Source organism: Cytophagia bacterium CHB2 (assembly GCA_030263535.1).
GTDB lineage: Bacteria > Zhuqueibacterota > Zhuqueibacteria > Zhuqueibacterales > Zhuqueibacteraceae > Coneutiohabitans.
Genome location: SZPB01000155.1, coordinates 1 through 13,779, shown reverse-complemented (window position 1 = coordinate 13,779; position 13,779 = coordinate 1). Strand labels below are relative to the sequence as shown.

8 protein-coding genes are annotated in these 13,779 nt (G+C 52.0%); 3 read left to right on the top strand and 5 right to left on the bottom strand.

Going from position 1 to position 13,779, the window contains the following annotated elements; all coding sequences use genetic code 11:
- Positions 1-93 precede the first annotated feature (93 nt).
- Positions 94-981: an exodeoxyribonuclease IX gene (locus FBQ85_15560; protein MDL1876565.1), complete on the top strand. Its 888-nt coding sequence runs from the start codon at positions 94-96 to the stop codon at positions 979-981.
- A gap of 345 nt (positions 982-1,326) precedes the next feature.
- Here FBQ85_15560 and FBQ85_15555 read toward each other — a convergent pair whose 3' ends face one another.
- Entirely contained in the window at positions 1,327-2,619 is a 1,293-nt protein-coding gene (locus FBQ85_15555; protein ID MDL1876564.1) for a T9SS type A sorting domain-containing protein, read from the bottom strand.
- Between the two features lie 38 nt (positions 2,620-2,657).
- Positions 2,658-4,100 (bottom strand): T9SS type A sorting domain-containing protein, encoded by a 1,443-nt coding sequence (locus FBQ85_15550; protein ID MDL1876563.1) that lies wholly within the window; start codon positions 4,098-4,100, stop codon positions 2,658-2,660.
- 204 nt (positions 4,101-4,304) lie between these two features.
- Between FBQ85_15550 and FBQ85_15545 the strand changes: the two genes are divergently transcribed.
- Together FBQ85_15545 and FBQ85_15540 are read left to right on the top strand one after the other, a co-directional pair.
- A complete protein-coding gene (locus FBQ85_15545) occupies positions 4,305-4,565 on the top strand; it encodes a BrnT family toxin (GenBank protein MDL1876562.1) in 261 nt (86 codons plus the stop codon).
- Entirely contained in the window at positions 4,555-4,803 is a 249-nt protein-coding gene (locus FBQ85_15540) for a CopG family transcriptional regulator (GenBank protein MDL1876561.1), read from the top strand. The genes FBQ85_15545 and FBQ85_15540 overlap by 11 nt, the downstream gene beginning before the upstream one ends.
- Positions 4,804-5,227: 424 nt before the next feature.
- Here FBQ85_15540 and FBQ85_15535 read toward each other — a convergent pair whose 3' ends face one another.
- The 3 genes from FBQ85_15535 to FBQ85_15525 form a co-directional block, all read right to left on the bottom strand.
- Positions 5,228-9,490 carry a response regulator gene (locus FBQ85_15535; protein ID MDL1876560.1) on the bottom strand — a complete coding sequence of 1,421 codons (4,263 nt, stop codon included), beginning with the start codon at positions 9,488-9,490 and terminating at the stop codon, positions 5,228-5,230.
- Positions 9,491-9,766: 276 nt separating this feature from the next.
- Complete coding sequence (locus FBQ85_15530; GenBank protein ID MDL1876559.1) at positions 9,767-10,678, bottom strand: hypothetical protein; 912 nt, start codon at positions 10,676-10,678, stop codon at positions 9,767-9,769.
- A gap of 148 nt (positions 10,679-10,826) precedes the next feature.
- A partial coding sequence (locus FBQ85_15525) for a PAS domain S-box protein (GenBank protein ID MDL1876558.1) occupies positions 10,827-13,779 on the bottom strand: 2,953 nt, incomplete at its 5' end.

Genomic DNA, 13,779 nt, shown 5'->3' with positions numbered 1-13,779 from the left:
CGCCTGATTTTTTATCCTTTGGCATTGGGTTTTGGCGTGTTATATTTTGCGGCAAATATACTCACCGAAAATTCTTTATGAAAGCTCAAAGCCATGCCTCCCATCTATCTGATTGACGCCAGCCCGTACATTTTTCGCGCCTATTTTTCGATTCCGGGCTCGATTCGCACGCCGGAGGGCGCACCGGCCAATGCCGTTTATGGTTACACCGCATTCTTGCTCGATTTGTTGAAACGCGAGCAACCCTCTCATCTTGCGGTTGCCTTCGACGGTAGTTTGACCACGTCGTTCCGCAACGAGATTTATCCCGCTTACAAAGCGCAGCGCGAATTGCCGCCGGCGGAATTGGAGGCGCAGCTTGACGCGTGTTGGGAGGTGACCAAGGCTCTGGGCATGGCGGCCTACATCGACGATCGCTTCGAAGCAGATGACATCATCGGCACGCTCATCGCAAAACTCGCCAAGCACGAGGGAAAGTTCGTCGTTGTCTCCGGCGACAAAGATCTCGCGCAACTGGTCAACAAACGGGTGACGTTGTGGGATTTTGCCAAAGACCGGCGCTTTGACGAGAAGGCCGTGAAACAGCATTTCGGTGTGCGGCCCAATCAGATCATCGATTTGTTGGCGTTGATGGGCGACGCGGTCGACAATATCCCGGGTGTGAAGGGCATCGGCGAGAAAACGGCAGTGGCATTGCTGGAGAAGTTTGCAAGCATTGAAGATATTTTTGAAAAATTGGAGCGCGTCGAAAAAATGGCCGTGCGCGGAGCTGCTGCCATTCGCGCCAAACTCGAGCAGGGCCGCGAACACGCTTTTCTCTCAAAAGACCTTGCCACGATTTCAACCAAAGCGCCGGTCAAAGCCAATTTGCGCGCGCTGCAATATAACGGCGCGGATCGCCAACAAGTGGAAGCGCTGTTTGACCAACTCGGCTTTGGGCGTATTCGCGAGAGAATTCCGCGGTGGAAAGATGGGAGGTAACCAAAAGTAAATCTAACTTTGGTAGATTACAGCGTTTTTCGCATGTGTGTGTGCAAGTTAGTAATCTTGCCTCTTTTGTGGGGCGCAGTCGCACTCTCGAATTTAATGGCTTTGAGAGCCGCCCGCATAGGGGGCGGCGACCACAAACCCTAACGAGAAACACTGACCGGTCACTATTTGTGCCCCCAATGTTCCACCATGTAACCGCTGCAAGTGGCCGGTCAGTCGCATATTGTATTCTTCAAAAGGCTTTCACAGAAGGATTGCAATCAGGCTATCATGCTCAGGCCTGGCGCCAAAAACCCCTTTTGTGATTTCCTGATGCCAGCACTTCATTCTCAACCTTCATCGCAGCAACAGCATCTTGCGCGTTTGTTTAAAAGCTTGCCCTGAGCCCGTCGCAGGGGCACTCGCCGTCAACGTGTAGTAGTAAAGGCCGGAAGTCAGCGCCGAGGCGTCGAAACTGACAGTATGCCGCCCGGCGGGTTTGCGCGCTTCCAGCACGGTCGCCACTTCTTCCCCGAGGAGGTTATACACCTTCAAAGTGACAAAACCGTTTTGCGGCAGGGAAAATTCGATGGCTGTTGTCGGATTGAAGGGGTTAGGGTAATTCTGCATTAGCCCAATTTGAGTTGGAAGTTCTGAAGGTTCTACGTCAATGGAAGTAGGATTCTTTGTGTAAGCATAAGCATATAATCCTCCGTCACTGACAAGAAAGATTGTTTCATCTGAAGATACTGCTATATCATCAATGGGAACAATATCATCACGATGTGCCGTGTTGGTAAAAGAACTGCCATCATAAGTATACGCGCGCAAACCATCCGTACCATTGGCCAGAAAAATGGTTCCATCAGGTCCTACTTCCACTTTGATTGCGCTATTATCTTCGCCTCCGACAACAATATTTGCCGTGTTGGTGAAAGAAGTGTCATTAAAAGAATAAGCCGACAAATGGGTGTTATCCCACCCGCCCCTATCACGGGTGGCGAGAGCGAGAAAGACCGTGCCGTCTGCTCCAACCGCCACGTCCGCGGCATCAAGGCTAATGTCAATTTGTGCGGTATTGGTAAAAGAACTGCCGTCATAGGTCCAGGCCCATAGGCTGTCATCACTGGCCTGAAAGATGGTACCGTCAGGAGCGACTGCGATATAACCACTTCCATTATCTGTATGTGCCGTGCTAGTGAATATGGTATCTTCACGCGTATAGGCCCACAAACCACCGTAAGAAATAAAAATGGTGCCGTCAGGACCGAACGCAATATCCCCTCTGTGCAAGGATGCATTAAACCTGGAGAATGATGTACCATCGTAACTATATACTTGATAAAATGTAGTGCCAAAAAGATAACCAACCCTGAGGAAAACAATACCTTGAGCATCGACTGCCAGGTTCCTGGTGGTGAAAGTATCATCATAATATGCAGTGTTGGTGAAAGAACTGCCATCATAACTGTAAGCAAATAAACCGGCACCTGCGACAAAAACGGTGCCGTTCGGTCCGACTGCCACGTAACGGGCATCACCAACGTCAGCGATGTGTGCAGTTTGGGTGAAGGTATGGGGCAGTTGAGCATAGGTCGTTGCGCCACACCCAAAGATTATTATGCCAAGCAAAAAACTTTTTCTCCACATGGTTTGCTCCTGTAATTTTGGGATTCAAGTTAAAAGAATCATCGCAGCAACAACATCTTGCGCGATTGCTTGAAAGCTTGCCCTGAGCCATTCGAAGGGCCTGCCGTCAACGTGTAATAGTAGATACCGGAAGTCAGCGCTGAGGCATCGAAACTGACGATATGCCGTCCGGCAGGTTTGTGCGCTTCCAGCAAGTTCGCCACTTCCTCTCCGAGGAGGTTATACACCTTCAAAGTGACAAAACCGCTTTGTGGCAGGGAAAAAGCGATGGTCGTTGTCGGGTTGAAGGGGTTGGGGTAGTTTTGGGAGAGTGCAAACTTTTCCGGCATTTCCGTCGCTCTTGCTTCCACACCTGTGGTGATGAGATTGTTCTCATACCACGCGATTTTATTATCATTTGCGGAAGCGGAAAGCACATCGATATCTCTGTCGCTATCCATATCTGCTGCAAATACTTTAAGAGCCAGATCCGCATCGGTAGTGATGACATGGACGGTAAAATTTTCATTGCCGTCATTCTCATACCAGGCGACTTTGTCATCATTCTGTGAAGCAGAAATCACATCGATATCCCCATCACCGTCAAGATCGGCTGTATCAACCCAAAGGACGGAATCCGCATCTGTTGTAATCGTATGCGTAGTGAAAGATAAATTGCCGTCGTTTTCATGCCAGTTAATTTCATCAATTTCAGGAGTAGTGGAAATCAGGTCTACATCTCCATCATCATCTAAATCGGCAATTTGGAGCGCAAAGAAACCATTGGGTCCAGTTATAATATCATTTGCCGTAAAATTCTCATTGCCATCATTCTCATACCAGCTAATCGCCCCTCCGGTAGACCACTCACTGGAAAGCAAATCCCAATCTCCATCGCCATCAACATCGGCTGCACGGATGACGGTGGCGTTGTTCAAACCGGTTGCGATAGGATGGGTGGTAAAATTCTGGCTGCCGTCGTTCTCAAACCAGATAAGCCGGTCATCTACGCAGGCAGCGGCAAGCACATCCATGTCACCGTCTTCATCCAAATCAACTATATCCGTAAAAATAGCGCAGTCATAACCGGTTATGAGGGTGTGGGTGGTAAAATTCTCATTCCCATCGTTTTCATGCCAGGCAATGCGATCACCATCAGCAGCCGCGGAAATCACATCGATATCCCCATCGCCGTCCAGGTCAACCGGGCGGGCTTCGACGGCGCCAGCCTGTCCGGTGGCAACAGTATGGGCAGTGAAATTCTGGCTGCCGTCGTTTTCATACCAGGTGATTTCGCCCGAAAAATAGTCAGCGGAAAGTACATCCATGTCCCCGTCCCCGTCCATATCCGCCGCCGCAACACCGGTAGCGCCAGAGGCGTTTGTTGTGATAGTATGGGCGGTAAATTCCACCTGAGAAAAAACACCCGAGGCCGAACTAAAAAGAGCCACGAACAGCGCCGAAAAGATTTTCATGATGCCATCTCCTTTCAATGAGTACATTGATTAGTTGATTTTGGTCGAACAATGTCACTTTTCGTGATAAAATAATAAAAAGTAGGGAGGCAATTCGACCAGAGATGAATCAAATGATGCCAAAATCGGGTCAAATTACACGATTACCCGGGAGAAGAAACACTTCCTCCTTGAGCACACAACAAATACGTCTTGCTTTTCAGATGGATTTAGTATATTTTTTATACCATTATGGTATTCGAATTTGACCCGGAGAAGAGTGCTTCGAATAGAAACAAGCACAACATCGATTTTGTCGAGGCCCAAGATTTATGGGACGATCCGGATCGCGTGGTCATCCCAGCCAAAAATCTCGATGAGCCACGTTATCTGTTAATTGCGAAACGCGATGGTCTCATTTGGTCGGCCATCTATACAGTCCGCGGACAAAATATCAGGATTATATCGGTGAGAAGGTCGCGAAGGAATGAAGAGGAGCTTTATGAAAGCTGAAGAATTCGACAAGAAATTCGATCAGGGGGACGACATTTCCGAGCATTTGGATATATCGAAGGCCGAAAGGCCCGGCCAAAAGCAAAGACGCGTTAATGTTGATTTCCCCCTCTGGATGATACATTCTCTGGACCAAGAGGCACGCCGGTTGGGTGTTACGCGGCAGTCAATAATCAAGGTATGGATTGCGGAGAGATTGAGAGAGGCATCGGCGCAAAGTGCAAAACCAAACGGCTAGATGGTTGGATGGCTAGATGGCCAGTTTCTGGTTTGTAAGTTTGATGAGTCCGTTAATTTCTTTGGGAAGCAAGGAGAGCTGCTGGTAGATACTTTCGTACTCTTGTGGCGTTATCAGGCCGCAAACTCTCGATTTTTCATTCCAATCGAGCGCTTCTTTGACGGAGCCATAACTTTACCTGATGAGATTTGACAATCAAAATCAGTAATGAATTGTAGTCCTGCCCCCTTGTGGGGCATTGTTGCAGTCACGAACTTCGCAGCTCCGACAGCCGCCCACAAGGGGCGGGGACTACGAAAGATTACCGAACTTGATTTTGTCTTTTTTGTGGAACCTGCCGAAGCCTTCGGCGAGGTTGGCTGAAACTGAATCAACTCTATCAAACCAGCTATCCAGCCATCCAACCATCAAACTATCCAACCATTCAACCATTTTTCCCCCATTCGGAGGGCGGCTTGCCAAACTGCTCGCGAAAGCACTCGGCAAAATAGGAAGGATTGTTGAAACCCACCTCGTAGGCAATTTCAACGATGGTGGCGCTTTTCTTTTCCAAAAGTTGGGCGGCGCGTTTCAAACGCAGGGTGCGAATAAAGACATTGGTCGAGAGACCCGTCAACGCCCGCAGCTTGCGGTTCAACGTCGAACGGCTCATGCCGATCGCGCGGCAGAATTGCTCGATCTGAAAATCGCTGTCAGATATGTTCGCTTCGACGGTATCGAGGGCTTGCTGCAAAAACTTTTCATCGATGGAGGTGACGGTAATATCTTTCGGCTGTACGCTCATCTCACGGCTGAACCGCTCGCGCAGCCTTTGCCGTTGCGCGATCAAATTTTTCACCCTGATTTGCAGCTCGCGGGCATCGAAGGGTTTGGTGAGATAATCATCCGCGCCGATCTCCAGGCCTTCAAGTTTATCCTCCTGTCCGGCGCGCGCGGTCAGCAAAATAACCGGAATGTGGCTGGTTCTCTGGTCAGTCTTGAGCTTCTCGCACAACGCAAATCCATCCATTATCGGCATCATCACGTCGCTGACGATCAAATCGGGAGTTTTCTTGCAAGCGACTTGAAAACCCGCTTCGCCATTCTCTGCTTCCACAATCTCATAGTCCTGATTCAATGAGTTGCGCAGGTAGCGCCGCATGTCATCATTGTCTTCGACGATGAGAACCAGCGGTCGCTCGGCGCTCTTCATTGCTGGCACCGTATCGAGATTGGTCACTTCTTCGGTATCCATCAACTCAAGCGGCTGCTGTGACGGCTTTGCCCTCTCCCCATCTGTCAAGTGCTCAACGATCTCATCATCAGACAAATGCTCGCGCCCGAGCGGGAGCAGAACCGTGAAGGTCGAGCCTTTGCCAACTTCACTCTCCACACGAATCTTGCCGTGATGCAGCTCGACGAATTCCTTTGCCAGCGCCAATCCGATTCCGGTACCGCCTTGCTCGCCGGTCAAAGCCTCGCTCGCCCGATAAAACCGGTCGAAGATGTGCGGCAGGTGGTCTTTCGGGATGCCGATGCCAGTGTCCTTTACCGTGAGCTGAACGAATTGATCGATTTCTGATTTCGGATTCCGGATTGCGGATTTCCTTTTCTCCCATTCCTCCGCAATCTGCAATCCCAAATCCACAATCACAATTTCCACAATTACCTTCCCGCCTTCCGGCGTGAACTTGAACGCATTGCTCAAAAGATTATAAACGATCTTCTCCAATTTTTCGGCGTCGAAATAGGCGATCATGGGTTGCTCCGGGAAGTGCAAGTTCATCGTGATGTTCTTGCTTTCTGCCAGCGAGACAAATGACGCAGCCCATTCCTTGATTTTCGGCACGATGTCATCCGCACGGGCGCGCAGCGGCATGCGGCGCGCCTCGATTCTGGAGAGATCGAGCAGTTGCTCGACGAGCCGCTGCAGCCGGCGCGCGTTTCGTTGCATGACGCGCAGATCTTCGCGCCTCTCTTTATCATTAATTGCGGGCAATATTTTTTCGACCGGTCCGAGCATCAAAGTGAGCGGTGTGCGGAATTCATGTGAAATGTCGGCAAAAAAACGCGATTTCATTTGGTCGACTTCTTGTAACTTCTGCGCCTCGAAATCTTTCTTTTCAAGCTCGTTCTGGAGTTGTGTCCGTCTCAATTCGAATCTTCGCAAGCCGTATAAAGCCAGCCCAAACAGGGTGACATAAACCGTGTATGCCCAGCCGGTTCGCCACCACGGCGGGCTGATGTTGATGACGAGCGCGGCGCCTTCTTCGTTCCAAACGCCGTCGTTATTGGAGCCTTTGACGCGCAAAGTGTATTCACCGGGATCGAGGTTGGTGAGCGTCACTTCATGTTTATTGCCGAGGTGAATCCAATCATCATGGAAGCCTTCCAGCTTGTAGGCGTATTGATTCTTGTGCGGGGCGCGATAGTTGAGCGCGGCAAATTCAAAAGTCAGCGTGTGGTCTTCATGAGTGAGATCGAAGCGACGCTTTTCGGTAACGCCCTTTTCGATGATGGCTTGGCCCGACGCTTCGCTGCTGTTGTAGCGGACAAATCTGGTAAACACCACCGGCGGGAGGTGCGGGTTGTCGCGGATGCTGTCGGGTTGCACATAATCGACGCCGTTCTCGCCGCCCAAAAACAACTCACCGGTTCGGCTCTTAGTGCTGACATTCCAGAGGTCGTATTTCGTGTGCAGCAGTCCGTCGGAATAGTCAAAGTTTTTAAAGGTCGCGCTGCGCGGATTAACCCCGTGGGATACAGATGAGCTTTGAGACGAATGCCCTTGAACAAGATTATCCCACGGGGTGAACCGCGACAAGCCGTTTAGGGTCGTCAGCCAAATTCGGCCATGATCATCTTCCAAAATGCTGGTGATGTAGTTGCTCGCCAGGCCGTGCTTCTCCGTGTAAATGGTCACCTGTCCGGTCTCAGGATCGAGCTTGTTCAACCCGCCATACCAGGGCGCCGCCCACAGTATTCCTTCCCGGTCTTCATGCACGACGCCCACCCAACCATGACTCAGGCTGTTCGGGTTGTCTGGCTCGTGGTTAAACTGTATTAATTCATTACTTCCGGGATTCAATGCGAAAATGCCATAGTTCATGGTTGCAAACCATAGCCTGCCGGATTGACCCTCGGAGATCGAGTGAACGCCATTCCTTTGATTCCGACCGGAGGATATCTCCTGAACGAATTCAATGCGGCTAAATCGTCCCTGCTCGCGGTCAAACCGGTCTATTCCGGTGGTGGGGCCGTCTTTGTTGATTCCGACCCAAAGTGTGCCGGTTTGATCCTCATGTATGCGCCAAACAAAATTACCGCTCAGGCTATGCGGATCGTTCGGATCGTGCTCAAATAGCTTGAATTGTTTTGTCTCCGGATCATAACGGCCCAGTCCCGCCGGCAGGCCAAGCCACAGCACGCCGGAGCGGCCTTGATAGATGTCGTTAATCTCCGATCTTCGCCGGACATCATTGTTTCCCAAGTTCGCGAAGATACGCTCAATTTGTCCGGTATGGCGATCAAGTTTATCAAGCCCGACTTCAATGCCATTGACCGAGTTTTTTTTCCAAGCGATCCAGAGTGCTCCAGTGGGGCCTTCATGAATCGTGCTCACACTCCTGTGGCTGAGACTGTTTGCGTCGTCAGGGTCGTGCATGAGGTGCTTGAAGCGATATTGCCCGCGATCGAGCCGGTTGACGCCATTGTTTGTCCCGATCCACAGGACGCCTGTTCGATTTTCGTAGATGGTTTGAATGGTATTGCTGCTAACGCTGTTGGGATTGGTGGGATCGTGAACGAATCGGGTAAAGCGGTTGGTCGCCTTGTCGAAATGCAGGAGATGGTTTTGCGTGCCGACCCACAATGCCCCAGTGCGATCTTCACAAATTGACGATACCCTGCCGCCAGCACGAAAATTAGCGAACCGTCGAGTTTTATGGTCGAAGCGATCCAACCCACCCCATGTCCCGATCCACATCGTGCCGGCCCGATCTCTGAAGACGGCGTTGACCGCGTTGCTGCTCAAGCCGTACGGATCGTTCCAATTCTCGACAAAGTGGGTGAACTTTCCTGTTTCAGGATCCAGCCGGCTTATACCGCCATCCGTACCTGCCCATATTGCGCCGAGACTGTCTTCGCCAATCGCCCGAATCCAAAACGAGTTCATGCTCGAGGCATCGCGGGAGTCATGCACAAACCGGGTGATTCTCCCGGTGTCCAAATCGAGCTTATTCAAGCCCGCCCAAGTGCCGACCCATAACGATCCGCTACGATCCTGATAAAGCGCGGAGACGACGTCGGCGCTCAGGCTGTTGGGATTGTCCGGATCATGTTTGAGACGCGCAAACTGCTCGGTTTTGCGATTGAAACGGTTGAGACCGCCACCGGCGGTGCCGAGCCAGAGGGTGCCGGGGTGGTCTTCCAGGACGACAAAAACCTGATTGTTCCCCAGTGAGGTCGAATCCAGCGGATCGTGCTTGTAGGCGGTCATGCTGTAGCCGTCAAATCTAAAAAGACCATCCAGCGTACCAAACCACATAAAGCCCTGGCGGTCCTGCAGGATGCTGAGAACGGAGCTCGCGGTCAGGCCCTGTTCGCGCCCGATGCGCTCGAATTTAATGCCGGCATCTTGAGCGTATGCGTAGCTGTATGCCAGGAATACGATCAAGAAAGATCGAATTATGTTTTGAGCAATAGTCATGGGCAACGATTGTCACGGCTACTCAACGCAAAAGTCACAAAAAACAATGCGACTCGTAATGTCGCAGCAGACTTACAAATAGTACAAGAAATTATCCGTGCAGCATCAACGTTCAGAGGGTAAGCAAGCGAGATGGGAAAATCAAATAAATGAGAACCGGGTGCTCTAACGATCAAAAAACAACTCGAACATGCAATCATGCAGAATTTCAAGCGCCGCGCCAAGCACTTCACAAGTTTCCTGCGAATGACAGGCCGAATAGCCATAGGAACAGCGCTAATCAATCAAGCTGAACAAGCTCGTTGCCGGCTTGAGATTATCCTTCGCAAACATCGCGAAACATTCATTCAGCCATTTCACCAGCCGGTCGGCATGCTCAGAGCTGTTGATGGGATATTGCCGCATTTTCCAGCGATTGTATTTGCTGCCATTATAAATAATCGCGCCGGCGTTGTAGGCGCAGGCGACTTTGGGCGGGTCGAAGCGGGTCATCGCGGCTTGTTGCGCAATGTAGGCCGTGCCTGCGCGAATCGAGTTGGCCGGTTGTAACAACCAGGCGCGATCAATGGAATTGTCGTTGAGCGCCATGCGCGCCGTGGAGATCAGTGTCTGCATCAGTCCGGGCGACACGCGATGCGGCGTTTGCTCGTCGGAGATATATCCCGGTTCGAGGCGCAAAGCCTCGGCCTGGCCGCGCGTTTCCGTGCAGATGGTTGCGATGATCAGCTCCACCGGCACGCCCAGCGTGGCCGCCCAATTTTCTATTGGTATGCGATAGGTTTGCCACACACGCCTGACCACCGGATGCGGATCGACGCTGAAGCGTTCCGGCTTCATGCTTGGTTCGATAATAACGCCGCTTTTGCTCAATCGCCACGAGACGCTGTCGCGGTAGCGATGCAATTTTTTGGTTTCCACCAGATAGGATTTGATTTTGGCCAGTACCGCGAGCGTGGGCGTGGGATTAAAGAGCGCAGCCCAGGTGCGCGGCCCGACTACGCCATCGACGACCAGGCCGTGCGCTTGTTGATAGCTGCGCACGGCGCTATCCGTCGCCCGGCCGAAATAACCGTCCGCGATTCCCACCATCGTATATCCCAAATCGAGCAACCGCTGTTGCAGTGCTTGCACATCATCGCCGCGCAGCAGCGGCGTTTGATAACTCAACAGGCGCGTGTAAGTTGCCATGCGAATGCCCTTTTATGCGATTAGCTTTTCAAACTCAGAATAAAATTCTGAAAGTTCATGGCAAGATAATTCGCCGGCAGAGCGATTTGAAATAATTCTGTCGATAAATCATCCTGCCAAAGTTTTTTTTTCAAATCGGCGTTGTCCGTTAATTCGCTGCCGGCAGGTAAACTTCGAACGTTGTGCCTTCACCCACCTTGGTGTTGTAAGTGATCCAGCCTTGCAGTTGTTGCACGAGTCCATAGACCACGGCCAGGCCGAGTCCGGTGCCTTTGCCCGGTTCTTTCGTGGTAAAAAATGGCTCGAACATGCGTTGCTGCACGTTCGCCGCGATGCCGGCGCCGGTATCCGTCACTGCCAGCCGCACGAACCGCCCGATTCTGGCCTGCGCATATTTTTGACGATAGGCCTCATCGATCTCGACCAGGGAGGTGCTGATCGTGATCTTGCTCTGGCCGTTTTTCGCTTCAACATTCGAAGCGACCGCATCGCGCGCATTGACGCCGAGATTCATGATCAATTGTTTGATTTGCAGCGGCTCCGCGTTGACGTTGACCACCGTGTCCGAGGGTTCGAACACGAGCGTCACGTCGCGTTCCAATGATTGCCGCAACGGCTCGATGGCTTCGGCAATGCTGGCATTCACATCGACGCGGACGACTTCTTCCGCAGAACGAAGGGCGGCAAGATAGCTGTCGGCGTCTGCGCTGCTGCGGCTGAACGTGAGCAATTTATAAATCAAATCCGCACCTTGATCCGCCGCCAGCTCGGCGTCGCGCAGATATTTTGCCGCCGGTGTTTCCGGGGGGAGATATTCTCTGGCGAGCGTGAGATTGTTGATGATCGCGTTCAAATAATTGTTGAAATCGTGCGCCAAACCGCCGCTCATGCGGCCCAGGCCCTCGAGCTTCTGCGCCTGCAACAAGTGTTCACGCAGCGCTTTTTCCTCGGTGATGTCGTCAACATCGCCTTCGACCTGCTCGACGGCGTGCTGAGTTTCGGTCACCAAATGCGCATTGATGCGAACATCGATCACACTACCGTCGCGTCGCTTGAACATGGTTTCGAAGCCGTGTACAAATTTGCGGGAGCGCAGGAGGTTTTTCAGCGCCTCAAAATCCTCGCGCCGCATGAACAGATGTTCCGGCATGTGCAGCGCCAACACATCTCCGGCGGTTTGATAATCCAGCATTTTCACCAGGGCGGGATTGGCGGCGAGCAAATGCCCGTCGATGGTGGCGCGGTAAATGCCGTCCGCGGCATTTTCAAACAGGGAACGATAATTCTCTTCCGAGCTGCGCAGTTTTTGGTAAAGCCGCGTGTTTTGAATCGCGGCAGAAAGTTGTTGGGCAATCACCCGCAAATAACGAATGTTTTCCTCGGTGAAACGATTTTTTTCGCGCGTATCATCGACGCGCAAGACGCCGATGGTGCGGCCCGCCTCCAAAATCGGCACGGCGGCTGTGGATTGCACGCCGGCGCGTTCAATCCATTCCGGCTCGACCAGCGCGCTGGCGGCGCTGTCGTTGATGACCACGGGTTCGCCGCTCTCAAAGCAACGTTGCGAGACGCGCACGCCGAATTGGTTGTGCGCGCCCTCGCCGCCCGCCGCGCCGTTTTGGTGCAGCAGCATTTGCCGGCGTTCATTCCACAAAGCGATGTCGGTATGTTGAATGCCCATGGCCACCGGCAGAAATTCATAAACCAGTTGAAACAGCTCTTCCTGCCCCACGGTGGATTTGAATTGATCGCTGAGCTGATTCATGAACATAAGCTCGGCGTTGCGCTTTTGAATCGCTTCAATCGCCTGGCGGCGTTCGGTAATGTCGAAAGCAACGGTGAGAATGCCGTTGATCGCGCCGGATTCTTCATAGAGCGGGTCGGCGTTCATGATCAAAAGCAGATACTCGCCGTTCGCCTTGCGGAAACGCAATTCATAGTTGCGCAGGGAATGTTCGCCGCGCATCACATTTTGAAACACGCCTTTGACGGCGTCCACTTGCTCGGGATGAACGTAATCATGAATGTTTTTGCCGAGCACGGCGCGATCGCTGTAATTCATCACCCGGTAAAAAGAACGATTGGCGAACGAAATTTTGCCCTGGCCGTCAATCGTCACCACCAGTTCGTGCATGGTTTCGACCAGCGAGCGGAATTTGCCCACGGCTTTGCGCACGGCTTCTTCGGCTTCTTTTTGGCGGCTGATGTCGGAAACCGCGCCGATGACGCGCTCGATTTTGCCCTTGTCGTTGCGCAAAACGGTGAACCGCGATTGCAACCAACGCGTTTCGCCGTGACGCGCGCGGATGCGATATTCGATCACGCCTTCGTCTTCGCGTTGCGTGAAGAGATTCAACAACTCCTCTTGCACACGTTGCTGGTCATCCAGCAGAATAATTTTGAACCAAAACCAATTGTCATTCAAAAAGAATTCTTCGGGATAACCGGTGATTTTCTCGATCACCGGACTGCAAAACTCATACTTCAGGCTGCCGTGCTCGACGCGCGCGCTAAAGAGATAATCCGCAATGCGCGCGACCATGTCTTGAAAACGGGCTTCGATCTCTTTCCGGCTGCGCTCGGCGCGCGTGCGCTCGGTCAGGTCCGTTACCATCGCCACCACGCTGCGCACTTTGCCGTTGCGATCGCGCACCGGAAAAAGTAGCAGGGACACGACTTTCAGGCCGTCAGCCGTGCGCTTCGCCGCATTTTCAACGAATGAAATGTCGTCGAGACTGAATACTTTCTTGTTTTGAAAATCGATCGCGGTGGGCGAAATCTCGATAATCTTGCCTTTATAGGCCTGGACGCAATATTTGACGAGATCATTCTTGGCAAAAAGCGGATCGGTGAAGGCGTTGAACCGGCCGATCAGCTCGTTGGGCGATTCGAGTCCCAGAATTTTCAAGAAGGCTTTATTAACATGCTCGGCTGCACCCTCTTGATCAAACACGATCACGCCCAGCGGTGTTTCTTCAATCAAACTGCGCAAAAATTCCTGGGAGGAGGCCAGGAATTCATCGACTTGTTTTCGTTGCGTAATGTCGCGAAATGTGGCCAGGCCGCCGAGCATGCGTTGCCGGGCATCGAGCAGAGGAGAG